We start from the raw sequence: 22919 nt of genomic DNA, 5'->3' as shown, positions 1-22919 counted from the left end.
CGGTCGCGGTGACCGTTTGCCCATTGCCACCGACCGGAGAGGACAATCAGCGTCCGTGTTGGATCTTCCCGTCTGGTTCGAAATCGGAACCTTCGTCGTCCTGACCCTCCTGCTCGCCGTCGATCTACTCCTCGTCACCCGCCGCCCGCACGCTCCGTCCATGAAGGAGGCCGCGGCGTGGGTGACGTTCTATGTCAGCCTTGCTGTGCTGTTCGGCGTGGCCATGCTGGCGGCCGCGGGCGGACAGGCGTCCGGCGAGTTCTATGCGGGTTGGCTCACCGAGTACAGCCTGAGCGTCGACAACCTGTTCGTGTTCGTCATCATCATGGCCCAGTTCAAGGTGCCGCGGAAGTACCAGCAGTCGGTGCTGATGTTCGGCATCCTGACGGCCATCGTGTTGCGCGGCATCTTCATCCTGATCGGCGCGGTGGCGATCAACCAGTTCGCGTGGGTCTTCTACATCTTCGGCATCTTCCTCGTCTACACCGCGGTCAAGCTGGCGAACCAGCAGGTGCACGAGGACGAGCACGAAGAGCAGTACGAGAACGCGGTGGTCCGGCGTGCGCGCAAGATGCTGCCGATGACCGACGACTACCACGGCATCAAGCTGCGCACCCGCGTGGACGGCAAGCGGCTCTACACGCCGATGATGATCGTCTTCGTGACCATCGCCTCGGCTGATCTGCTCTTCGCGGTCGACTCCATCCCGGCGATCTTCGGGCTGACCCAGGAGGCGTTCATCGTCTTCACCGCGAACATCTTCGCCCTGATGGGGTTGCGGCAGCTGTACTTCCTGATCGGCGGTCTCCTGGAACGCCTCGTGTACCTGTCGGCGGGACTCGCGGTCATTCTGGCGTTCATCGGCGTGAAGCTGATCATGCATGCGCTGCACGAGAACAACCTGCCGTTCGTGAACAACGGCGAGGGGCTGCACGGAGTCCCCGAGGTGCCGATCTGGCTGTCGCTGACGGTCATCGTCGGAACGTTGCTGGTCACGACCGTCGCAAGCCTACTCAAGAGCCGGCACGACCAGCGTCGCGCCGACGCCGTCACCGAGTCCGAACAGTCGAACTGACCGTCGCGGCGAACCGGTGCGCGACGTCGCGCCACACCGGTTCGCCGCGCCGGTTCGTCGGCGCGTGCCCGGCGTTCGAGCTCGGCAGCGGCGAGGACGAAGACGATCAGGTGACACAGCTGGGGGGTTTCCGGGCACGGCGTCACCTGATCGTTTCGCGTCCGGCATCTGGACATGATCAGGTGACGCGCACGGCGGGGGTGGCGCCGGCGCGGAGCACCTGATCGACAGTGCACGAACGATCAGGTGACGGATGAGGAGTCGCGCACGTAGCGGCCGTCGTCACCAGCCGCGCTCACGCCACTGCGTCAGCTGTGGACGCTCCCGCCCGAGGGTGGTGTCGTCGCCGTGACCGGGGTAGACCCACGTCTCGTCCGGGAGGCGCTCGAAGATCTTCGCTTCGAGGTCGTCCATCAGCGAGGTGAAGTCCTCCGGCGTCGTGGTCCGGCCGGGGCCACCCGGGAACAGCGAGTCGCCCGTCCACAGGTGAGGCGGACCGGTGGGGTCGTCGTACAGCAGCGCGACGCTTCCCGGTGTGTGCCCCACGAGGTGGACGACCTCGAGCTCGCACCTGCCGAACCGGACGTGTTCACCGTCGGTCACCGGTTCGGCGGTGGGCACGGCGATGGCCGGCGCGTCGTCGACGTGCGCGACCGTGGTGGCGCCGGTGGCGTCGACGACGTCGTCGAGCGCGCGCCAGTGGTCCGCGTGCCGGTGCGTCGTGACGATGCGGACGACCGGCCCGTCGCCGCAGCTCGCCGTGATCCGGTCCGGCTCGGCGGCGGCGTCGACGATCAGCTCTTGTCCGGTGTCACGACAGCGCAGAACATAGACGTTGTTGTTCCACGCGCCGCCGACCGAGAGCTTGGTGACGATCAGGTGCGCCAGTTCGTGCACCGCGGGCGTGCCCCCGGGGACGACGTGTCCGCTGTACGTCCGCACGAGGTCGGCCTCCTCACGACCAGGGCGGCAGGACGGGCAGGCGCGCGTCCGAGGGGTCGACGGTCAGCTCGGCCCCGCCGCCGCGCCCGGTGAGCCAGCCGAGCATCGGCCGCGCCGGGCCGGCGACGGTGACCCGGGTCTCGGTGCCGAGATGCTCGGTCGGCCGCCCGTCGACGGCGACCGCGACGGCGGGAACGTCGTCGCGCCGGCCGAACGCGCGCACCGTGTCGTCGAGTGCGCGGCGGACGAAGCTGTCAGGCCAGTCCGCGGGCGTGTAGCCGGCGTCCAGGTCGACGTGGTGCAGCTCGAGCTCGAGCAGGCGCAGCCAGAGCACCCGGCGCCCCGGCACCGGGTCGCCCTCGCCGCCGGCACGCGGGTGCACCCGGCGCTCCCAGCCGTGGTCCGGCATGTCCATGACCGCCTTGGTGAAGCGCTCGGCGGAGGTGTACAGGTCCTCGACGAGTTCGCCGGGGGGCCGGGCGGCGCCGGCCTCGATGTCGGCGGCGCGTGACTCGGCGCTGGGGTAGGCGAACGTCTCGGTGCCGGTACGTGCCCAGGTGAGCAGGTTGACGAGCGCGTCGGCGTTGCGAGCGAGGTGCGTCAGCACGTGGGCGCGCGTCCAGGGCGCGCACAGGCTGGGGCCGCGCAGGGCCGCCTCGTCGAGGCCGGCGGCGGTGGCCAGGACGCGGTCGGTCGCGGCGGTGACGGGCCCGGCAGCGGAGTCGCCGCCGGAATCGTCGGGCGTGGATTCGGCGTTGACAGAAGTCACGGACCCGAAACTAGTCGTCTTTGGCTGACAGGGCGACCTTGTCGGTGCCCGCGCCTACGATGCGAAGGGTTAGCCGAAGTACCCGCACGCATACTGTCCAGACCGGAGTCCACGGGGCCACATGACCGACCCAGCCGCCACTCGCGCGGGCGACAGTCTCGTCGTCCGCGGTGCTCGAGAGCACAACCTCAAAGACGTCTCCATCGACCTGCCGCGCGACTCGCTCATCGTGTTCAGCGGGTTGTCGGGGTCGGGCAAGTCCAGTCTCGCGTTCGACACGATCTTCGCGGAGGGACAGCGTAGGTACGTGGAGTCGTTGTCCGCCTACGCGCGGCAGTTCCTGGGCCAGATGGACAAACCCGATGTCGACTTCATCGAGGGCCTGTCCCCGGCGGTGTCCATCGACCAGAAGTCCACCTCGCGCAACCCGCGCTCGACCGTGGGCACCATCACCGAGGTCTACGACTACCTGCGGTTGTTGTACGCGCGCGCCGGGCACCCGCACTGTCCCGAGTGCGGGCGCCCCATCGGCCGGCAGACGCCGCAGTCCATCGTCGACCAGGTGCTCGGTCTCGAGGAGGGCGCGCGGTTCCAGGTCCTGGCCCCGGTGGTGCGCGGGCGCAAGGGCGAGTACGTCGACCTGTTCCGCACGCTGTCGTCGCAGGGGTACTCGCGGGCCCGGGTGGACGGCGTCGTGCACCAGCTCGCCGAGGTGCCGAGCCTGAAGAAGCAGGAGAAGCACACCATCGAGGTGGTGGTCGACCGGCTGACGGTCAAGGAGTCCGCCAAGCGGCGGCTCACCGACTCGGTCGAGACCGCGCTGCGCCTGTCGGGCGGGCTGATCACGCTCGAGTTCGTCGACCTGCCCGAGGACGACGAACACCGCGAACGCGTCTACTCCGAGCACCTCTACTGTCCGCACGACGAGCTGTCGTTCGAGGAGCTCGAGCCGCGGTCGTTCTCGTTCAACTCGCCCTACGGCGCCTGTCCCGAGTGCGCGGGTCTGGGCAACCAGATGGAGGTCGATCCGGAGCTGGTGGTGCCCGACCCGTCGCGCAGCATCGACGACGGCGCGCTCGCTCCGTGGGGCAACGCCGCGACGTCGGAGTACTTCAACCGGCTGGTCGCGGCCCTCGCCGACGCCGTGGGCTTCCGCACCGACGTGCCGTTCGAGTCGCTGCCGAAGAAGGCACGGCAGTCCGTGCTGTACGGCCACGACACACAGGTGCACGTGCGCTACCGCAACCGCTACGGACGCGAACGCTCGTACTACACGAGCTTTGAGGGCGTGATCCCGTGGGTGCGGCGGCGCTACGCCGAGGCGGAGTCCGACACCAGCCGTGAGCGCCACGAAGGGTTCATGCGCGAGGTCCCGTGTCCCGCCTGCCGGGGCAGTCGCCTCAAGCCGGTCGTGCTGGCGGTCACCGTCGGGGGCCGCAGCATCGCAGACGTCGCGGCGATGCCCATCGGCGAGTGCGCGGCGTTCCTGCGCGACCTGCGGTTGTCCGAGCGCGAGGAGCAGATCGCCGCGCGTGTGCTCAAGGAGTGCAACGAACGGCTGCAGTTCCTGGTCGACGTGGGGCTGGACTATCTCAGCCTCGACCGCGCCGCGGGGACGCTGGCCGGGGGAGAGGCGCAGCGCATCCGGCTGGCCACGCAGATCGGCTCCGGGCTCGTCGGGGTGCTGTACGTGCTCGACGAACCCTCCATCGGGCTGCATCAGCGCGACAACCACCGGCTCATCGAGACCCTGGTCCGGCTGCGCGACCTCGGCAACACGCTGATCGTGGTGGAGCACGACGAGGACACCATCCGCACCGCCGACTGGGTCGTCGACATCGGTCCGGGCGCGGGCGAGCACGGTGGTCAGGTCGTGGTCAGCGGACGGGTCGACGAGCTGGTGACACATCCGGACTCGGTGACGGGGGCGTACCTGTCCGGCAAGAAACGCATCGACATCCCGGCGGTGCGGCGTCCGCCGGCCGACGACCGGGCCGTCACCGTCGTCGGCGCGCGGGCGCACAACCTGCGCAACGTGACGGTGAGCATTCCGCTCGGGTGCTTCGTCTCGGTTACCGGTGTCAGTGGATCAGGCAAGTCCACCCTGGTCAACGACATCCTGTACACCGCCTTGGCGCGCGAGATCTACAGCGCGCGGGCGGTGCCCGGGCGACACCGGCGTATCGACGGCACCGCTCTGGTCGACAAGGTGGTGCACGTCGACCAGTCGCCGATCGGGCGGACCCCGCGCAGCAACCCGGCCACCTACACCGGTGTGTTCGACCATGTCCGCAAACTCTTCGCCGAGACCCAGGAAGCGAAGATCCGCGGCTACCAGCCGGGCCGGTTCTCGTTCAACGTCAAGGGCGGACGGTGCGAGGCCTGCAGCGGCGACGGCACCATCAAGATCGAGATGAATTTCCTGCCGGACGTCTACGTCCCGTGCGAGGTGTGCCACGGAGCGCGGTACAACCGCGAGACCCTCGAGGTGCACTACAAGGGCAAGACGATCTCCGAGGTGCTGGAGATGCCCATCGAGGAGGCCGTCGACTTCTTCGCGCCGGTCGAGCGCATCGCGCGGCACCTGCGTACGTTGACCGAGGTCGGGCTGGGGTACGTGCGGCTCGGCCAGCCGGCGCCCACGCTGTCCGGCGGCGAGGCCCAGCGCGTCAAACTCGCGGCCGAGCTGCAGAAGCGCTCCACCGGTCGCACCATGTACGTGCTCGACGAGCCGACGACGGGCCTGCACTTCGAGGACATCCGCAAGCTCATCGGGGTTCTGCAGGGCCTGGTCGACAAGGGCAACACCGTCGTCATCATCGAGCACAACCTCGACGTCATCAAGACCGCCGATTGGATCATCGACATGGGCCCCGAGGGCGGCACCGGCGGCGGGACCGTGGTCGCGACCGGCAGTCCGGAGGACGTCGCCAAGGTCGAGGAATCCCATACGGGTGCGTTCCTGCGACGGATACTCGGAGTCTCCGGCACCTGACGCAATCCCACCCGCGGGCGGATCCGTATCGCAGGTATGGATCACGATCGACACACCGAGACGACCGACGTTCCGGCCCGACACGACACGTCCGCGGGCCACCCCGGCGCTCCCGGGGGGTGCCCACACTGTGCACCACGGCGCCGTACCGTCCTGATGGGCGCCGGCGCCGTCGGGGTGGCCGGCGTGCTGGCCGCCTGCGGCGGCGAGGACGCCGGCGACGGCACCGCCGGGGAAACACCAGGCACGCCGAGTGGCGGCTCGACCGGCCGGACGCAGCCGGACTCCTCGACCGGCGACACCTCGACGGAATCCTCGACCGGCGGGGGCGGCACGGGCGGCAACGACGGGCAGTTGACCACCACCGAAGAGGTCCCCGTGGGCGGCGGCGTGATCCTCGACGGCGCGTCGGTCGTGGTCACGCAGCCCACGGCCGGCGAGTTCGTCGCGTTCAGCAGCATCTGCACCCACCAGGGATGCGCGGTGACCGAGGTGTCTGACGGCGTCATCCGCTGCCCGTGCCACGGCAGTGAGTTCTCCGCGACCGACGGCTCGGTGGTGCGTCAGCCGGCTCCGGAGCCGCTGCCCGAGGTGCCGATCACGGTCGAGGGCGGCCGGATCGTGCGCGGCTGACCCACGCCGGCTGCGCATCCGCGGCCACGCGAAACCGCGGCCCGAGGGTGCGGAACCCTCGGGCCGCGGCACGGCGTGGTCGATCGATCAGAGCGGACCGGGAGACTCCGGGGGACGCTGGCCGTAGCCTCCGGACTCTCCACGGCCGCCGGAGGTCTCGCCGTAGCCGGTCGAGCCGCCGGTCGGTGAACCCGGTGTGCCGGTGGGGCCGCCGGTGGGGCCGCCAGGGCGGCCGCCGTCGGGCCGAGGGGCGAGCTTCTCCCACCACTGCTGCGCGGTCTTGATGCCGCCGATGCCGAAAGCGATCGTTCCGGCCACGAGCACCGCCAGTGGCAGGTACTGCAGCAGCGTGTTCTCGACCTTCGCCGTGACCGACGGCGCGAAGTTCAACGTGTCGAGGGCCGCGAGAACGCCGATGATCAGCACACCGATCCTGATGACGGTGCTGATCCACGCCATGTTCCGGCTCTCCGCGAACGGCCGGACGACTCCGGCCGCCCAGTTCGCGATGGCCGCGGCCACGAACAGCACCAGCAACGCGATCGCGATCAGCGGAATGTAGGCGATCAGGCGATTGAGCATCGACGTGAGCTGATCGATGCCGAGGACTTCCGCGGCGATCTGGATGAAGACGACAAAGATCAGGAAGTAGACGACCTGACCGATCAGCTTCACGCCCGATGTGCCGGCCTGCTGGAGGGTGCCCTCCAGTCCGGTGGCTTCGGTCAGCCGGCCCGCGCCAACCTTCTCGAGCGCCATGACGAGTATCCGGCGAATGAGTTTGGCGATCCAATGACCGATCAGTATCAGGAGGAGCGCGATGACGAGTCGCGGTACGAAGTCCCCGACGTCGGAACCAAGTTCGGAGAACGAGTTACTGAGCTCGTCGACGAAGTTCACGTCGGTTTTGACCAATGTACGCATCTGACCTCCAAAATTCGCGGCGTGCTGCGTCGAAGGTAGTTCCGAGTCAAGGTGTTCATCAGCCGAATCCGCTTTATTCCTCGGTTTCTACGGTTCACGACAAGCGGTATTGTCAGAATTTGCCCGTTCCGGCATGGGTCAGCGGGGCGGTTGCTGCTGTCGTTAGCTTCTCGTGACCTGCACGTGGCCGGGGCGGGCCGGTGTTCTCTGCGCCGTTTCCGGTGGTGTCCGCCGGGAGCGGCGGGCGCGTCGGCCGCCGTCGGAGGTGTCGGTGTCGCGGCATAGGGTGGGACACGTGGCCGATCCGTCGACGTACCGCCCGGCCCCGGGGTCGATCCCGGTCGAACCGGGTGTCTATCGCTTCAGTGACCCGAACGGTCGCGTCATCTATGTCGGTAAGGCGAAGAGCCTTCGCGCGCGGCTCTCGTCGTACTTTCAGGACCTCGCCGCGCTGCATCCGCGCACGCTCGCGATGGTGACCACGGCCGCCAAGGTCGAATGGACCGTCGTGCGCACCGAGGTCGAGGCGCTGCAGCTCGAGTACTCCTGGATCAAGGAGTACGACCCCCGGTTCAACGTCCGTTACCGCGACGACAAGTCGTATCCCTATCTCGCCGTGACACTGAACGAGGAATACCCGCGCGCCATGGTGATGCGTGGCGCCAAGAAGCGCGGTGTCCGCTACTTCGGGCCGTACGCCCACGCGTGGGCGATTCGCGAGACGCTCGACCAACTGCTGCGGGTATTCCCGGTACGGAGCTGTTCCAAGGGAGTGTTCAACCGATCCCGGCAGATCGGGCGTCCGTGCTTGCTGGGTTATATCGGAAAATGCTCGGCGCCGTGCGTCGATCGTGTCGACGCCGACGAACACCGCGCCATCGTCGACGATCTCGTGGCGTTTCTCGACGGAAAGACCACCGCCTACGTCCGCCGACTCGAGCGGGAGATGAAGGCCGCTTCGGCCGAGCTCGACTTCGAACGGGCGGCACGGCTGCGCGACGACATCGCGGCGCTGGAACGGGCCATGGAGGCCAACGCGGTCGTGCTCGGCGACGGCACCGACGCCGACGTCGTCGCGCTCGCGGACGACCCGCTCGAGGTGGCGGTCCAGATCTTCTACGTCCGCGGCGGCCGCATCCGCGGCCAGCGAGGCTGGGTGGCCGACAAGTCCGACGACGCGTCGGCCGGTGACCTGGTCGAACGCTTCCTGCTGCAGTTGTACGGCGAGCTCGGTGGCGAGGCCGTGCCGCGCGAGGTGCTGGTGCCCGAGCTGCCGGCGGACCCGGACGAGGCCGGTGCGCTGCGGGAGTTGCTGGCCGAGATCCGCGGGGCCAAGGTCGACCTCCGGGTGCCGCAGCGTGGCGACAAGAAGGCTCTGCTCGAGACCGTGGCCACCAACGCCCAGCAGTCGCTCAAGCTGCACAAGTCGAAGCGCGCCAGCGACCTCACCACCCGCAGCCGCGCGCTCGAGGAGATCCAGGAGGCGCTCGAGCTCGACGAGCCGCCGCTGCGCGTCGAGTGCTACGACATCTCCAACCTCGCCGGCACCGAGGTCGTGGGGTCGATGGTCGTCTTCGAGGACGGGCTGGCCCGCAAGCGCGAGTACCGCAAGTTCACCGTCCGCGGCGAGGACGGGCACGACGACGTCTCGGCAATCCGCGAGGTCCTCTCGCGGCGTTTCCGGAGGCTCCGGGAGGCGCCGGCCGACGACGAGGCCGCTGACGAGACCGCCGACGGCGCGCCGGACGCCGGCGACCAGCCCGAGACGGCACGCCCACGGGCGTTCGCCTACGCGCCGGGCCTCGTCGTCGTCGACGGGGGGCAGCCGCAGGTGAACGCGGCGCGGGTGGCCATGGACGAGGCCGGCGTCGCCGACATCCCGGTCATCGGGCTGGCGAAGCGGCTCGAGGAGGTGTGGCTGCCCGACACCGACGACCCCGTCATCATGCCGCGCACCAGTGAGGGGCTGTACCTGCTGCAGCGGGTCCGCGACGAGGCGCACCGTTTCGCCATCACCCATCACCGCCAGCGCCGCTCCACCTCGATGACCGACAGCGCGCTGGACGGGATCCCGGGGCTCGGCCCGGCACGGCGCAAGGCGCTGCTGGCACGGTTCGGTTCGCTGAAGCGGCTGCGGGCGGCCACAGTGGACGAGGTCGCGGCCGTGCCCGGGGTCGGCCCGGCCACGGCACAGGCCGTCGTGGACGCGTTGGCCACCGGTCCACGGCCGACCTCGGTGAACACCGCTACCGGCGAGGTCGCGGAGTCATGAGCGTCACCGCCGGCCACACACCGATCCGGTGCGGCGGGTCACGGGGAGCACGGCACACCGAAGGGGGACACGATTCACATGAGCAGTGGTGAACACGCCGGGGCCGAGTCGCCGGAGCTGCTGCTGGTCACCGGGATGTCCGGTGCCGGGAAGACGGCGGCGACGGCCGCGCTGGACGATCTCGGCTGGTTCGTGGTCGACAACCTGCCGCCGTCGCTGCTGATGGATCTGGTCACGACCGTCACCGACCGCACGGACCTGCGCCGGGTGGCGGTGGTCGCCGACGTGCGCGGCGGCGTGTTCTTCGGCGAGCTACGCGGTGCTCTCGACCGCCTCGGTGAGCACGGCATCCGGCCCACGGTGCTGTTCCTCGAGGCCGGCGACGAGTCCCTGGTCCGCCGGTTCGAGTCGGCGCGGCGGCCGCATCCGCTGCAGGCGGGCGGGCGTGTGCTCGAGGCCATCGAACGCGAGCGCGAGGAGCTCGCGTCGTTGCGCGCGGCGGCGGACACCGTCGTCGACACCTCCCTGCTCAACGTGCACGAGCTGGCCGAACGGGTGCGAGCGGCGTTCTCCGGGCCCGAGGTCGGGCTGCGCGCGATCGTCGTCTCGTTCGGTTTCAAGTACGGGCTGCCGGTCGACGCGGACATGGTCGCGGACATGCGGTTCCTGCCCAACCCGCACTGGGTGCCGCATCTGCGCACGTTGAACGGCCGGGACGCCGAAGTGAGCGACTACGTGCTGACACAGCCGGGCGCCGAGGAGTTCCTGAACCACTACGACGATCTTGTGGGTATGGTCTCGCAGGGTTACCTGCGTGAGGGCAAACGGTTCGTCACGGTCGGCATCGGCTGCACCGGCGGCAAGCACCGGAGTGTCGCGATGACCGAGGCACTGGCGCAGCGACTGCGGAAACAGGGCATCGAGACCTTGGTCGTCCACCGCGACCTCGGCCGGGAGTGAGCGAACAGCGAATGAGCAGGCAGGGATGAGTGAGCTGCCGCCGGCGCCGGCGGTCACCGTCGCGGGACGGCCGCACCCGTCCGGGCTGGCCGGTCCGAAGGTCGTCGCGCTCGGCGGCGGACACGGTCTGGCGGCCTCGTTGTCGGCGCTGCGCCGCATGGCCGGCCGGCTGACGGCGGTGGTGACGGTCGCCGACGACGGCGGCTCCAGCGGCCGGCTCCGTGGCGAGCTGGGCGTGCTGCCGCCCGGCGATCTGCGGATGGCGCTGGCGGCCCTGTGCGGCGACGACGACTGGGGCCGTACCTGGGCGCGCGTGCTCCAGCACCGGTTCGCCAGCGGTGGCGAGCTGCACAACCATGCCGCCGGCAACCTGCTCATCGTCGCGTTGTGGGAGCTGCTGGACGGGCATGTCGAGGGTCTCGACTGGGTCGCGCGCCTGCTGGGCGCGCAGGGCCGGGTGCTGCCCATGTCGTTGGTCCCGATGGACATCGAGGCGATCGTGGGCAGCGCCGACCGCGGCGCCGACGGCCACCGCGTCCTCAGCACCGTCTCCGGCCAGCACGCCGTGGCGACGGTGCAGGGCGACGTCGTCGCGGTGCGGCTGGTTCCCGAGAGCCCGCCGGCGTGTCCGGAGGCGCTCGAAGCCATCGCCGACGCCGACTGGGTGGTGCTGGGACCGGGCTCGTGGTTCACCAGCGTCATCCCGCACCTGATGGTGCCGGAGCTGCGCGCCGCGCTCGTCGAGACGCGGGCGAGGGTGGCGGTGACGCTGAACCTCTCCGAGGAGGGTGGCGAGACCACCGGCTTCACCCCCGAGATGCACCTCGAGGTGCTGGGCGCCTACGCGCCCGAGCTGCCGGTCGACCTCGTGATCGCCGAGCGGGCGTCGTCCCCGGACGAGAAGCTGCTGCGCCGCATCGCCGGCGAGATGGGCGGCGAGCTGGTGGTGGCCGACGTGGGCGCGCACGACGGCACCGGACGGCACGACCCGGAGCGGCTCGGCCGGGTGTTCGCCCGCATCCTCGGCCGTGACGCCATCGCCCCCTGGCGCTGAGAGTTGTGCGGTTGCGCCCCGTGTGGGGCCGTTCCCGCCCGCGGCTCACTCGTCCCTCGCTCGCCGATGCCCGTCCGAACCCTGAACGGCCCCACACGCGGCGCAACCTCGCTACCTGGCGTTGGCCGCGGGCGGGAACGGCTCCGCCCGGCAACACCACTCCCGACCGTGTGGCAGGATCGAGCCATGGCGATGACCGCATCCGTGAAGGACGAGCTGGCTCGCCTCGAGGTCACCAAGACATGCTGCCGCAAAGCGGAAGTGTCGTCGCTGCTCAGGTTCGGCGGCGGCCTGCACATCGTCAGTGGAAAGATCGTCATCGAGGCCGAGCTGGATACGGGGGTCGCGGCCCGGAGGCTGCGGCGCGACATAGCTGAGGTGTTCGGCCACGACAGCGACCTGGCCATGGTCTCGGCGGGCGGGCTGCGCAAGGGCAGCCGGTACGTCGTGCGGGTGGTGCGTGACGGCGAGCGGCTGGCCCGCCAGACGGGTCTCGTCGACGGCGGCGGGCGGCCGGTCCGCGGGCTGCCGCCACAGGTCGTGAACGGCGCCGAGCACGACGCGGAGGCGGCGTGGCGCGGCGCGTTCCTCGCCCACGGGTCGCTGACCGAGCCGGGCCGCTCGTCGGCGCTGGAGGTGACGTGCCCGGGACCGGAGGCAGCTCTGGCGCTCGTGGGCGCGGCCCGCAGGCTCGAGATTCAGGCCAAGGCGCGTGACGTGCGCGGCATCGACCGGGTGGTGGTGCGCGACGGCGATGCCATCGGCGCGCTGTTGACCCGTCTCGGCGCCCACGACAGCGTGCTGGCGTGGGAGGAGCGCCGGATGCGCCGCGAGGTCCGGGCCACCGCGAACCGGCTGGCCAACTTCGACGACGCCAACCTGCGGCGCTCCGCACGGGCGGCGGTGGCCGCCGGCGCGCGCGTCGAGCGGGCACTGCAGATCCTCGGTGACGAGGTGCCCGACCACCTGCGCGTCGCCGGCGAGCTGCGGCTGCAGAACAAACAGGCGAGTCTCGAGGAGCTCGGGCAACTGTCGGACCCGCCGATGACGAAGGACGCGGTCGCGGGCCGGATCCGCCGGCTGCTCGCGATGGCCGACCGCAAGGCGTCCGACGAGGGCCTGCCGGGCACCGACGCCAATCTCACGCCGGACATGCTCGCGCCGTGAGCCGGTCGAGGGCCGGTCACGGCCGCTGACCGCGGCGTGTGCCGACCGTGTGACGGCGGTGTTGCCCTGCGACGGCAGGCGCGGTACCACTTGTCGGCGGTGATGCCATAGTGTTTCCGAGTGGGTCACCACGACGGGGTGGGACGACCAGCCGACTCGCGGCCTGGGCGTTGACGCGTGCCTCGGCCGCCGCAAGAGATCACCCTGAAACGTGAAGGAGTTTGTCCCATGACTGTTCGTGTTGGCGTCAACGGCTTCGGCCGTATCGGGCGCAACTTCGCCCGCTCCGTGTTCGCGCAGGGGCGCGACGACATCGAGATCGTCGGTGTCAACGATCTGACGGACCCTGCGACGCTGGCCCATCTGTTCAAGTACGACTCGATTCTGGGCACGCTCGACGGCGTCACCTCGACCGGCGACTCGATCTCGGCCGGCGGCCAGACGTTCAAGGTGCTGGCCGAGCGTGACCCGGCGCAGCTGCCGTGGAAGGACCTCGGCGCCGACGTCGTCCTGGAGTCCACCGGCATCTTCACCGACGCGACGAAGGCCAAGGCGCACGTCGAGGCCGGCGCGCAGAAGGTCATCATCTCCGCGCCCGCCAAGAACGAGGACGCCACCTTCGTCATGGGCGTCAACCACGACGACTACGACCCGGCGGCGCACACCGTCGTCTCGAACGCGTCGTGCACGACGAACTGCCTCGCGCCGATGGCCAAGGCGCTCAACGACGCCTTCGGCATCCAGCGTGGCCTGATGACGACCATCCACGCGTACACCGCCGACCAGAACCTGCAGGACGGCCCCCACAAGGACCTGCGCCGGGCGCGTGCCGCCGCGACCAACCTGGTGCCCACCAGCACCGGGGCCGCCAAGGCCATCGGCCTGGTGCTGCCGGAGCTCAAGGGCAAGCTGGACGGGTTCGCCGTCCGCGTGCCCACGCCCACAGGCTCGGCCACCGACCTCACCGCAACGGTCGACCGTGAGGTCACCGCCGACGAGGTCAACGCCGCGATGAAGGCCGCGGCCGAGAGCGGGCCGCTCGCGGGGTACCTGCGCTACACCGAGGACGAGATCGTCTCCAGCGACATCGTCACCGACCCGGCCTCGTGCATCTTCGACGCCGGCCTGACCCGCGTCATCGGCGACCAGGTGAAGATCGTCGGCTGGTACGACAACGAGTGGGGGTACTCGAACCGTCTCGCCGACCTCGTTCGTCACGTCGGCGCCTCCCTGTGAGCGGGGTCGGAGCCACGGCGATGAAGGGCATCGGCGACCTGGGGGACCTGCGCGGCCGGCGGGTGCTGGTCCGTGCGGACCTCAACGTGCCTCTCGACGGCGACACGATCACCGACGACGGCCGCGTCAAAGCGTCCGTGCCGACCATCCGGCGGCTGACCGAGGCCGGTGCGCGTGTGATCGTCACGGCCCACCTCGGCCGGCCGAAGGGCGTGCCGGACGCCAAGTACTCGCTGGCGCCGGTCGCGCGACGGCTGAGCGAGCTGCTGGGCCAGCAGGTGGGCTTGGCCGCCGACACCGTCGGTGAGGGCGCGCAGAAGGCCGTGGCCGCGTTGTCCGACGGCGACGTCGCGATGCTCGAGAACCTGCGCTTCGATCCGCGTGAGACCAGCAAGGACGACGCCGAGCGGGGCTCGATGGCCGCCGACCTGGCGGCGCTGGCCGACGTGTTCGTCTCCGACGGTTTCGGTGTGGTGCACCGCAAGCAGGCGAGTGTCTACGACATCGCCCAGCGGCTGCCGCACGCTGCCGGAGGCCTGGTGGCGGCCGAGGTCGAGGCGTTCTCGAAGGTGCTCGACGCCCCGGAGCGGCCCTACGTGGTCGTGCTGGGTGGTTCGAAGGTGTCGGACAAGCTGGGTGTCATCGACAACCTGATCGACACCGTCGACAGGCTGCTCATCGGCGGTGGCATGGCGTTCACCTTCCTGGCCGCGCAGGGTTACGGGGTCGGCGGGTCCCTGCTCGAGGCCGACCAGGTCGACACCGTCAAGGGGTACCTGGCCCGTGCGGCCGAGGCCGGCGTCGAGCTGGTCCTGCCGGTCGACGTCGTCGTCGCCGAGGACATCGCCGAGGACGCCGTGACCGACGTCGTCCAGGCCACGGCCATCCCGCAGGACCGCAAGGGCCTCGACATCGGGCCGGCGTCGGTCGACCTGTTCCGGGGCAAGCTCGCCGACGCGCGGACGGTCGTGTGGAACGGCCCGATGGGCGTGTTCGAGGTGGCGCCGTTCGCCGCCGGGACGCGCGAGGTGGCCGTGGCCGTCTCGCAGGTCGAGGGGACCAGCGTCGTGGGCGGGGGCGACTCCGCGGCGGCGGTGCGTCAGCTCGGACTCGACGAGGACGCTTTCACGCACATCTCCACCGGCGGCGGGGCGTCCCTCGAGTTGCTCGAGGGCAAGTCGCTGCCGGGACTGACGGTGCTCGACGATTGAGCTGACGTGAGCGGACGGGCCGCCGCCGGGCGGCGGCCCGTCGGCTGTTGATCGGGAAGGACACGAGTGGCGAAGAGCACGCGCCGGCCGTTGATGGCCGGGAACTGGAAGATGAACCTGAACCACCTCGAGGCGATCGCGGTGGTGCAGAAGCTCGCGTTCTCGCTGACCGAGGAGGACGCCGAACGGGTCGAGGCGGCCGTGCTGCCGCCGTTCACCGACATCCGCTCGGTGCAGACCCTCGTCGAGGGCGACAAGCTCGGGGTGGGCTACGGCGCCCAGGACATCTCCGTGCACGACTCCGGCGCGCACACCGGCGAGATCTCCGGGGTGTTCCTGGCCAAGCTGGGCTGCACCTACGTGGTGGTGGGGCACTCCGAGCGTCGCGAGCACAACGGCGAGACCGACGACGTCGTCGCGGCCAAGGTGCAGGCGGCGTTGCGGCACGACCTCGTTCCGATCCTGTGCGTCGGCGAGGGGCTCGCCGTCCGGCAGGACGGCCGCCACGTCGAGCACACACTGGCCCAGCTGGACGCCGCTCTGGACGGGCTCTCGGCGGAGCAGGCGGCGCGCGTCGTCATCGCCTACGAGCCGGTGTGGGCCATCGGCACCGGTGAGGTCGCGACGCCGGACGACGCCCAGGAGATGGCCGCGGCCATCCGGGCACGGCTGGAGTCGCTGTACGACGGCGACGTGGCCGCGACCGTGCGGGTGCTCTACGGCGGATCCGTGAAGTCGTCGAACATCACACCCATCATGGCGGGCGAGGACGTGGACGGCGCGCTCGTCGGCGGCGCCAGCCTGGATCCGGAGGAGTTCGCGTCGATCGTCCGGTACTACCGCGACGCCTGACAGCCTCACCCCCTGTGATCATCGCTCGTACACCGGTATCATTCGGTCCGACGGGCAAGAGAACGTAGGCTTGACCCGCGCACCACGGGGTGCGCGGGCCGTGGCCGATCTGGAAGGACAAGGCTGACCACCGTGGAACTGGCATTCTCTATCCTGCTCGTCATCACCAGCCTGCTGCTGATCCTGCTGGTGCTGATGCACAAGGGCAAAGGCGGCGGCCTGTCCGACATGTTCGGTGGCGGGGTGTCGTCGTCGCTGGGCGGGTCCTCGGTGGCCGAGCGGAATCTCGACCGGCTCACCGTCGCGCTCGGCCTGCTCTGGGCCGCCGCGATCGTCGCGCTCGGACTACTCCGCGCCGGATAGGCCGGACAGAGGAGACTCGTAGTGGTCGGTGCTGGTGGCAATGCAATCCGTGGCAGTCGCGTAGGAGCGGGGCCGATGGGTGAGGCCGAGCGCGGCGACACTGCGCCCCGGCGCAGGGTCAGCTACTTCTGTGAGCACGGCCACGAGAGCGCGCCGAGCTTCGCGGCCGACGCCGAGATCCCGGACTCGTGGGACTGCGTCCGGTGCGGGCTGCCGGCCAGCCAGGATCGCGAGCACCCGCCGACCGCCCCCAGGGTCGAGCCGTACAAGTCGCACCTCGCGTACGTGAAAGAGCGCCGCAGCGACGAGGACGGCGCCGCGCTGCTCGAGGAGGCGCTGCAGGCGCTGCGTCAGCGTCGCAACCTCTGAGGCTCCGCTCTGGAGCGTCGCAACCTCTGAAGCTTTGAAGCGCCGCCATCACCAGGCGATTGCATGCGTCACCAGGCCTGTACGGGTGGTGACGCATGCAATTCCATGGTGAACGTGGTCATTTTCAGGGGGAGGCGTGGCGGTGCTGGTCCGGGAGTTCCGCGGCGGCGGAGCGGTCCAGCAGCCACCGGGTGGCCCGGTGACCGCGCACCCCGGACGCAGGGATCCGCGTCGATCCGGCCTCGGCCCGTGCCATGCGTACCGCCGGAGCCTTGTCCTCGCCGGCGACGACCAGCCACACCTCGTCGGCGGCCCCGATCGCGGACAGGCCCAGGCTGATCCGGGTCGGCGGCGGCTTCGGCGCCCCGTGCACGGCGACGACGGGACGTTCGTCGTCCAGCGCCGGCTGCTCGGGGAACAGCGAGGCGACGTGCCCGTCGGGCCCGACCCCCAGCAGCAGCACGTCGAACGTCGCCGCCCCGGTGTGCTGGTGGGCGCGGACGTAGTCGGCCAGCGTCGCGGCGTAACGCTCCGCGCCCTCCTCCGGGCTGCCGGACCCTTCCGCGGGCATCGGATGCACCCGCGCCTCGTCGACCGGGACGTGGTCCAGCAGCGCCTCGCGTGCCTGGGTCTCGTTGCGCTCCGGGTCGCCCGGCGGCAGGAACCGCTCATCACCCCACCACACGTCCACGGCCGACCAGTCGACGGCGGCACGGGCCGGGGAGGCGGCCACGGCCCGCAGCGTGGCGATGCCCACGCTGCCGCCGGTGAGCACCACCGACGCGTGTCCCTGGTGTGCCTGCGCGTCCACCAGGGACGTGATCAGCCGGGCCGCGACGGCGTCGGCCAGCACGCCGGAGTCGCGATGGATGACGACCGTCGAGTGCTCGCTCATCTGCCGGCCTTCGCCTTCGTCCGCGTCGTCTTGCCGGTCTCCTCCTGACGGCTCAGGCCCTGGACCAGCACCTCGCCGTAGATGTCGTCCGGGTCCAGCCGCCGCAGCTCCTCGGCCAGGCACTCGCCGGCCGTGCGCCGTGGCAGTGCGACCCGGCGGTCCGCCCGGCCGGGCGCGGTGAGCACGGCCAGCTCCTCGTCCGGGCGCTCGATCGCGATCGGCCCGGACTCGCGGTCGAGACGGACGCTGAGCAGCCCGTCCACGCCGGTGGCCTTGGTCCGGGTCACCGGGCAGTCCAGCGTCAGCGCCAGCCAGCCGGCCAGCAGGTCCGCGCTGGCGTTGTCCGCCCCGCCGACCACCCGGGCCGACCGGACCGACTCGTACGGCGGCTGGTCCAGCGCCGCGGCCAGCAGCGCACGCCACAACGTCAGCCGGGTCCACGCCAGGTCGGTGTCGCCGGGCTGGTAGCCGGAGACCCGGTCGTGCAACGCGGCGATGGGACGCTTGCACGCCGCCGCGTCGGTGATCCGGCGCTGCGCGAGCTGGCCGACCGGATCGTCGGCCGGAACCGCCGGCGCCTCGGTCGGCCACCACACGACCACCGGATTGTCCGGAAGCAGCAGCGGCACCACCACCGACACCGGGTGCGCCGTCAGCGGCCCGAACGTGCGCAGCGCCACGACCTCACTGGCGCCGGCGTCGCCGCCGACCCGGATCTGCGCGTCCATGCGGGTCGAGCCGCGTGAGGTCCCGCGGATCACCGCGATGATGCGGCACGGATGCTCGTGGCTGGCGTGGTTGGCCGAGGCGATCGCGTCCTCGGCGTCGTCCTCGTCGACGACCAGCACCAGCGTCAGGACACGGCCCAGCGCCACCGCGCCGTGCTTCTCGCGCAACTCCACCATCCGCTTCGCGACGTCCGAAGCCGAAGTGGACGGGATGTCGATGATCATGGTCTTCTCCAGCTACGGCCGTCGCGGGCGAGCATGGCGTCTGCCGACTCCGGGCCCCAGCCGCCGGAGGGGTACTGCTCAGGGGCCCCGTTGTTCGCCCAGAACTGCTCGATCGGGTCGAGGATCTGCCACGACAGCTCGACCTCCTCGTGCCGGGGGAACAGCGGCGGGTCGCCCAGCAGCACATCGAGGATGAGCCGCTCGTAGGCTTCCGGGCTCTCCTCGGTGAACGAGTACCCGTAGCCGAAGTCCATGGTGACGTCGCGGACCTCCATCGACGTCCCGGGCACCTTGGAGCCGAACCGCAGAGTGACACCCTCGTCCGGTTGTACCCGGATCACCAGGGCGTTCTCGCCGAGCTCCTCGGTGGCGGTGGACTCGAACGGCAGGTGCGGGGCGCGCTTGAACACGATCGCGACCTCGGTGACCCGCCGCCCCAGGCGTTTGCCTGTGCGCAGGTAGAACGGAACGCCGGCCCAGCGCCGGGTGTCGATGTCCAGGCGTACGGCGGCGTAGGTCTCGGTCGTGGAGTCGTCCGGGATGTCCTCCTCGTCGAGGAAACCGGACACCGGGTTGCCCCCGGCCCACCCGGCGGCGTACTGCCCACGCGCGGTGTGCAGGCTCAGGTCCTGCGGCAGCCGCACGGCCGAGAGCACCTTCTCCTTCTCCGCACGCAGGTCCGCCGGGTCGAACGACACCGGTTCCTCCATCGCCACCAGCGCCAGCAGCTGCAGGAGGTGGTTCTGGATGACGTCACGGGCCGCGCCGATACCGTCGTAGTACCCGGCACGTCCCTCGATGCCGATGTCCTCGGCCATGGTGATCTGCACGTGGTCGACGTAGTGGGCGTGCCAGACCGGCTCGAACATCTGGTTCGCGAACCGCAGCGCGAGGATGTTCTGGACGGTCTCCTTGCCCAGGTAGTGGTCGATCCGGAAGATCGAGTCGGCCGGGAAGATCGCCTCGACGGTCTCGTTCAGCTCGCGGGCGCTTTCCAGATCGTGCCCGAACGGCTTCTCGATGACGACGCGGCGCCACTGGTTCTCGTCCTCGGGATCGGCCAGCCCGGACCGCGCGAGCTGCTTGCAGACGTCGTCGAAGAACGCCGGCGGGATCGACAGGTAGAAGGCGTGGTTGCCCCCGGTGCCCTGTTTCTCGTCCAGCTCGCGCACCGTGTCGGCGAGCCGGTCGAACGCGTCGTCGTCGGAGAAGTCGCCGGAGACGAACCGGAACCCCTCGGCGAGCTGGCGCCACGTCGACTCGCGGAACGGCGTGCGGGCGTGCTCGCGCACGGCGTCGTGGACCTGTTTGCTGAAGTCCTGATGTGCCCAGTCGCGGCGGGCGAAGCCGACCAGCGAGAAGCCCGGCGGCAACAGCCCGCGGTTGGCCAGGTCGTACACCGCGGGCATCAACTTCTTGCGGGCCAGGTCGCCGGTCACTCCGAAGATCACCAGGCCGGACGGCCCCGCGATCCGGGGTAACCGCTTGTCCCTCTTGTCGCGCAGCGGATTCGTGGTGGGAACGGCGTTCAACGCAGCAGACCCTTCAACGTCTCGACTCCCGTGGCCCGGTCGGTCAGGTGCAGCCGCAGCACCGGGCGTTCGTGCTCGGCCAGCACCTGGGCGTCACCGGCCGCCTGTGCACTGATCAGCTCACCGAAGGTGAACGGCCGGTCCGGAATCGCCACGTCCACCTCCGGTGCGCCGGTGACCTGGAGGAACACACCCTGGGCCGGGCCGCCCTTGTGGTACTGCCCGGTGGAGTGCAGGAACCGCGGACCCCAGCCGAACGTCGTCGGACGCCCGGTGCGCCGCACCAGCGGCACCCGGACGTCGGCGAGTGCGGCGTCCGCGCCCTCCCGGTCCAGATAGGCCATCACCGCCAGGTAGCCGTCGGCGTCGAGCCGGTCGAGCAGCGCGCCGAGCGCCCCGGCCAGCGAGTCGACCCCGTCGAGCAGCCCTGCGGAACCGCGGACCTCGACGCCGTTCTCGACGAACGCCGGCGCCTCCGGCTCCGGCGGCGCGTCCAGCAGACCGCGGGCCGCCTTCTTCGCGCTCTCGACGTCCGGCTGGTCGAACGGGTTGATCCGCAGCAGGCGGCCGGCGACGGCCGTCGCGTACTCCCAGAGCAGGAACTGCGCACCGAGCGAACCGGTGACGCCCACCGCCGGCTCGACGCCCTCGGGCGCCTCGCCGAGGAAGGCCGCCAGCACGTCCGCTGCCGGCCTGCGGACGTCCGGGTCGCCGGCCCCGCTCGTGGCGATCGGCAGCACCCCCGTGCCCAGCTTGCCGGTGGACTCCGCGATCAGCTGTTCCGCCCAGTCGGCGAATCCGGCGATGCCGGAGCCGGCCTCGGCGATGGCCACCTTGTCGCGTCCGGACCCGCCGAGCGCCGCGCCCAGAACGAGGGCCGGGTTGGCGGCGTCGTCGAGGGCGAGATCCGCCGCGACCGAGTCCGCGCCGTCGAGCAGCGCCGCGATGTCGGCGCCGGCGAGTCCGCTGGGGACCAGGCCGAACGCCGTCAACGCGGAATAGCGGCCGCCGACGTTCGGGTCGGCCAGGAACAGCCGGCGGTACCCGGCCTGCTCCGCGTACTCCGCGAGCCCCGACCCCGGATCGGTGACCGCGACCATCCGCGAGGCGGCGTCGATGCCCGCCTCGGTGAACGCGGCCTCGAACACGCGCCGCTGGCTGTCCGTCTCGACCGTGGACCCGGACTTGCTGGACACGACCAGGACGGTCCGGTCCAGGCGGTCGCGCAGTGCACGCCGCACCGCGCCCGGATCGGTCGTGTCCAGCACCGTCAGCTCGACGCCCGCCGTCGCGGTGATCACCTCCGGGGCCAGCGACGAACCGCCCATACCGGCCAGCACGATCCGGTCGAGGCCCTCGGCACGCAGCTCCGCCAACAGCGCCTCGATCTCGGCGAGCAGCGGACGCGACGTCTTGTGCAGATCGGTCCAGCCCAGCCGGATCGACGCCTCGGGCTCGGCGTCCGGACCCCACAGCCCCGGATCCTTCGCCGCGATGCGGGAAGCGACCGCGTCCGCGACCAGCCCGTCGACGACGCCGGACGTGTCGAGCCCGTGCACGGCGACGCCCAGCCGCTCACTCGTCACTGCGCCGCCTCCAACTTCGCGTTGACCGAGTCCAGCAGTTCGTTCCAGCTCGTGGCGAACTTCTCGACGCCCTCGCGCTCGAGAACCTCGGTGGCGTCGTCGAGATCGACACCGGCCGCGCGGACGGCGGCCAGCACGTTCGCGGAGTCCTCGCGGTACGGGCGCACCGTGTCGCCGGTGATGACGGCATGGTCGGCGGTCGCCTCGAGCGTCGACTCCGGCATCGTGTTGACGGTCTCGGGAGCCACCAGCTGGGTGACGTACATCGTGTCCGGGTAGTCGGGGTTCTTCGTCGAGGTGGACGCCCACAGCGGCCGCTGCCGCAGCGCCCCGGCGGCCTCCAGCCGCTGCCAGCGCTCCGTGGCGACGAAGTCCTCGTACGCGGCGTAGGCCTGCCGGGCGTTCGCCACGGCGGTCTTGCCGCGCAGCCCCAGGGCCTCGTCCGTGCCGATGGTCTCGAGGCGCTTGTCCACCTCGGCGTCGACGCGGCTGACGAAGAACGACGCGACCGAGGCGATGCCGTCGAGCGACTCGCCGTTCTCGAGGCGCTGTTCCAGCCCGGCCTGGTAGGCGTCCATGACCTCGCGGTAGCGGTCGATGGAGAAGATCAACGTGACGTTGACGCTGATGCCGGCGGCGATGGTCGCGGTGATGGCCGGCAGTCCCGCCTTGGTCGCGGGAATCTTGACGTAGATGTTCGGCCGGCCGACCTCGGTCCACAGGTCGGCCGCCTGGGCGATGGTGCCCTCCGTGTCGAACGCCAGCCGCGGGTCGACCTCGATGGACACGCGGCCGTCGCCGTGCCGGCTGTTCCGGGCGATCGGCTCGAACAGGTCGGCCGCCGCGCGGACGTCGTCGGTGGTGAAGTCGCGTACGGCGGTGTCGGCGCTGGACCCGAGCTCGGCGTGGCGGCGCAGGTCGTCGTCGTACAGGCTGCTCTTGCTGATCGCGGCCTGGAAGATCGTCGGATTGCTGGTGACGCCGACCAGGTGGCTGTGCTCGATCAGGTTCTGCAGGTTGCCGGTGGTCAAACGGTCGCGGGACAGATCGTCGAGCCAGATGGCCACGTCTTCGTCGGAAAGGCGGGCCAGCGGGTCCCGGTCCATGTCGGTCATCGTGTCGGTCATGGTG

General features: G+C 70.6%; 20 protein-coding genes. 12 read left to right on the top strand and 8 right to left on the bottom strand.

Features of this window, described 5'->3' with window-relative positions; genetic code table 11:
• The first annotated feature begins 58 nt into the window (after nucleotides 1-58).
• Nucleotides 59-1075 (top strand): TerC family protein, encoded by a 1017-nt coding sequence (locus tag CLV30_RS10115; RefSeq protein ID WP_106537264.1) that lies wholly within the window; start codon nucleotides 59-61, stop codon nucleotides 1073-1075.
• 282 nt (nucleotides 1076-1357) lie between these two features.
• On the opposite strand, the gene CLV30_RS10110 is transcribed toward CLV30_RS10115, so the two are convergent.
• The gene (locus CLV30_RS10110) at nucleotides 1358-2017 is read right to left on the bottom strand and encodes an MBL fold metallo-hydrolase (protein WP_106537088.1); all 660 of its coding nucleotides are present in this window, start codon (nucleotides 2015-2017) and stop codon (nucleotides 1358-1360) included.
• A 13-nt stretch (nucleotides 2018-2030) separates the two neighbouring features.
• Nucleotides 2031-2786: a maleylpyruvate isomerase family mycothiol-dependent enzyme gene (locus CLV30_RS10105; protein WP_106537087.1), complete on the bottom strand. Its 756-nt coding sequence runs from the start codon at nucleotides 2784-2786 to the stop codon at nucleotides 2031-2033.
• A 121-nt stretch (nucleotides 2787-2907) separates the two neighbouring features.
• Between CLV30_RS10105 and uvrA the strand changes: the two genes are divergently transcribed.
• Both uvrA and CLV30_RS10095 read left to right on the top strand, forming a co-directional pair.
• On the top strand, nucleotides 2908-5781 hold the full coding sequence (gene uvrA / locus CLV30_RS10100) for an excinuclease ABC subunit UvrA (protein WP_106537086.1): 2874 nt from the start codon (nucleotides 2908-2910) through the stop codon (nucleotides 5779-5781).
• Between the two features lie 156 nt (nucleotides 5782-5937).
• Nucleotides 5938-6414 carry a Rieske (2Fe-2S) protein gene (locus tag CLV30_RS10095; RefSeq protein WP_205740574.1) on the top strand — a complete coding sequence of 159 codons (477 nt, stop codon included), beginning with the start codon at nucleotides 5938-5940 and terminating at the stop codon, nucleotides 6412-6414.
• Nucleotides 6415-6501: 87 nt separating this feature from the next.
• On the opposite strand, the gene CLV30_RS10090 is transcribed toward CLV30_RS10095, so the two are convergent.
• A complete protein-coding gene (locus tag CLV30_RS10090; protein WP_106537084.1) occupies nucleotides 6502-7338 on the bottom strand; it encodes a mechanosensitive ion channel family protein in 837 nt (278 codons plus the stop codon).
• A gap of 295 nt (nucleotides 7339-7633) precedes the next feature.
• Here CLV30_RS10090 and uvrC point away from each other — a divergent pair, with 295 nt between their 5' ends.
• From uvrC to CLV30_RS10045, 9 genes are all read left to right on the top strand, one after another.
• Nucleotides 7634-9610 carry an excinuclease ABC subunit UvrC gene (uvrC, locus tag CLV30_RS10085; protein ID WP_106537263.1) on the top strand — a complete coding sequence of 659 codons (1977 nt, stop codon included), beginning with the start codon at nucleotides 7634-7636 and terminating at the stop codon, nucleotides 9608-9610.
• 78 nt (nucleotides 9611-9688) lie between these two features.
• Entirely contained in the window at nucleotides 9689-10570 is an 882-nt protein-coding gene (rapZ, locus tag CLV30_RS10080; protein ID WP_106537083.1) for an RNase adapter RapZ, read from the top strand.
• A gap of 25 nt (nucleotides 10571-10595) precedes the next feature.
• A complete protein-coding gene (locus CLV30_RS10075; protein WP_106537082.1) occupies nucleotides 10596-11624 on the top strand; it encodes a gluconeogenesis factor YvcK family protein in 1029 nt (342 codons plus the stop codon).
• A 186-nt stretch (nucleotides 11625-11810) separates the two neighbouring features.
• On the top strand, nucleotides 11811-12791 hold the full coding sequence (gene whiA, locus CLV30_RS10070; protein ID WP_106537081.1) for a DNA-binding protein WhiA: 981 nt from the start codon (nucleotides 11811-11813) through the stop codon (nucleotides 12789-12791).
• Nucleotides 12792-13019: 228 nt separating this feature from the next.
• On the top strand, nucleotides 13020-14027 hold the full coding sequence (gene gap / locus CLV30_RS10065) for a type I glyceraldehyde-3-phosphate dehydrogenase (RefSeq protein WP_106537080.1): 1008 nt from the start codon (nucleotides 13020-13022) through the stop codon (nucleotides 14025-14027).
• Nucleotides 14028-14047: 20 nt separating this feature from the next.
• Entirely contained in the window at nucleotides 14048-15238 is a 1191-nt protein-coding gene (locus CLV30_RS10060) for a phosphoglycerate kinase (RefSeq protein WP_106537262.1), read from the top strand.
• A gap of 93 nt (nucleotides 15239-15331) precedes the next feature.
• The gene (tpiA, locus tag CLV30_RS10055) at nucleotides 15332-16090 is read left to right on the top strand and encodes a triose-phosphate isomerase (RefSeq protein WP_106537261.1); all 759 of its coding nucleotides are present in this window, start codon (nucleotides 15332-15334) and stop codon (nucleotides 16088-16090) included.
• 132 nt (nucleotides 16091-16222) lie between these two features.
• Nucleotides 16223-16453, top strand: coding sequence for a preprotein translocase subunit SecG (secG, locus tag CLV30_RS10050; RefSeq protein WP_106537079.1), 231 nt, complete (start codon nucleotides 16223-16225; stop codon nucleotides 16451-16453).
• 21 nt (nucleotides 16454-16474) lie between these two features.
• Nucleotides 16475-16822 carry an RNA polymerase-binding protein RbpA gene (locus tag CLV30_RS10045; protein ID WP_106537078.1) on the top strand — a complete coding sequence of 116 codons (348 nt, stop codon included), beginning with the start codon at nucleotides 16475-16477 and terminating at the stop codon, nucleotides 16820-16822.
• Nucleotides 16823-16946: 124 nt separating this feature from the next.
• On the opposite strand, the gene pgl is transcribed toward CLV30_RS10045, so the two are convergent.
• The 5 genes from pgl to tal are packed head-to-tail and all read right to left on the bottom strand — an operon-like array spanning nucleotide 16947 to nucleotide 22915.
• On the bottom strand, nucleotides 16947-17717 hold the full coding sequence (gene pgl / locus CLV30_RS10040; protein WP_106537077.1) for a 6-phosphogluconolactonase: 771 nt from the start codon (nucleotides 17715-17717) through the stop codon (nucleotides 16947-16949).
• Nucleotides 17714-18670, bottom strand: coding sequence for a glucose-6-phosphate dehydrogenase assembly protein OpcA (gene opcA / locus CLV30_RS10035; protein ID WP_106537076.1), 957 nt, complete (start codon nucleotides 18668-18670; stop codon nucleotides 17714-17716). The genes pgl and opcA overlap by 4 nt, the downstream gene beginning before the upstream one ends.
• Nucleotides 18667-20202, bottom strand: coding sequence for a glucose-6-phosphate dehydrogenase (gene zwf / locus CLV30_RS10030; RefSeq protein WP_106537075.1), 1536 nt, complete (start codon nucleotides 20200-20202; stop codon nucleotides 18667-18669). Before zwf ends, opcA begins: the two co-directional genes overlap by 4 nt.
• Nucleotides 20199-21788 (bottom strand): glucose-6-phosphate isomerase, encoded by a 1590-nt coding sequence (locus tag CLV30_RS10025; RefSeq protein ID WP_106537074.1) that lies wholly within the window; start codon nucleotides 21786-21788, stop codon nucleotides 20199-20201. Before CLV30_RS10025 ends, zwf begins: the two co-directional genes overlap by 4 nt.
• Nucleotides 21785-22915, bottom strand: a complete 1131-nt coding sequence (gene tal / locus CLV30_RS10020) for a transaldolase (protein ID WP_240723195.1) — start codon at nucleotides 22913-22915, stop codon at nucleotides 21785-21787. The genes CLV30_RS10025 and tal overlap by 4 nt, the downstream gene beginning before the upstream one ends.
• Between the last annotated feature and the right edge of the window lie 4 nt (nucleotides 22916-22919).

Origin of the sequence: Haloactinopolyspora alba, from assembly GCF_003014555.1 — a bacterium.
GTDB lineage: Bacteria > Actinomycetota > Actinomycetes > Jiangellales > Jiangellaceae > Haloactinopolyspora > Haloactinopolyspora alba.
This window is presented reverse-complemented; position numbering and strand designations above follow the sequence as displayed.

Bases quoted from the DNA above. Each gene is read 5' to 3' on its own strand.
- CLV30_RS10060 (WP_106537262.1), top strand. From the start codon at position 14,048: ATGAAGGGCATCGGCGACCTGGGGGACCTGCGCGGCCGGCGGGTGCTG.
- whiA (WP_106537081.1), top strand. From the start codon at position 11,811: ATGGCGATGACCGCATCCGTGAAGGACGAGCTGGCTCGCCTCGAGGTC.
- CLV30_RS10090 (WP_106537084.1), bottom strand. From the start codon at position 7,338: ATGCGTACATTGGTCAAAACCGACGTGAACTTCGTCGACGAGCTCAGT.
- CLV30_RS10095 (WP_205740574.1), top strand. From the start codon at position 5,938: ATGGGCGCCGGCGCCGTCGGGGTGGCCGGCGTGCTGGCCGCCTGCGGC.
- uvrA (WP_106537086.1), top strand. From the start codon at position 2,908: ATGACCGACCCAGCCGCCACTCGCGCGGGCGACAGTCTCGTCGTCCGC.
- rapZ (WP_106537083.1), top strand. From the start codon at position 9,689: ATGAGCAGTGGTGAACACGCCGGGGCCGAGTCGCCGGAGCTGCTGCTG.
- opcA (WP_106537076.1), bottom strand. From the start codon at position 18,670: ATGATCATCGACATCCCGTCCACTTCGGCTTCGGACGTCGCGAAGCGG.
- CLV30_RS10075 (WP_106537082.1), top strand. From the start codon at position 10,596: ATGAGTGAGCTGCCGCCGGCGCCGGCGGTCACCGTCGCGGGACGGCCG.
- gap (WP_106537080.1), top strand. From the start codon at position 13,020: ATGACTGTTCGTGTTGGCGTCAACGGCTTCGGCCGTATCGGGCGCAAC.
- pgl (WP_106537077.1), bottom strand. From the start codon at position 17,717: ATGAGCGAGCACTCGACGGTCGTCATCCATCGCGACTCCGGCGTGCTG.
- tpiA (WP_106537261.1), top strand. From the start codon at position 15,332: ATGGCCGGGAACTGGAAGATGAACCTGAACCACCTCGAGGCGATCGCG.
- tal (WP_240723195.1), bottom strand. From the start codon at position 22,915: ATGACCGACACGATGACCGACATGGACCGGGACCCGCTGGCCCGCCTT.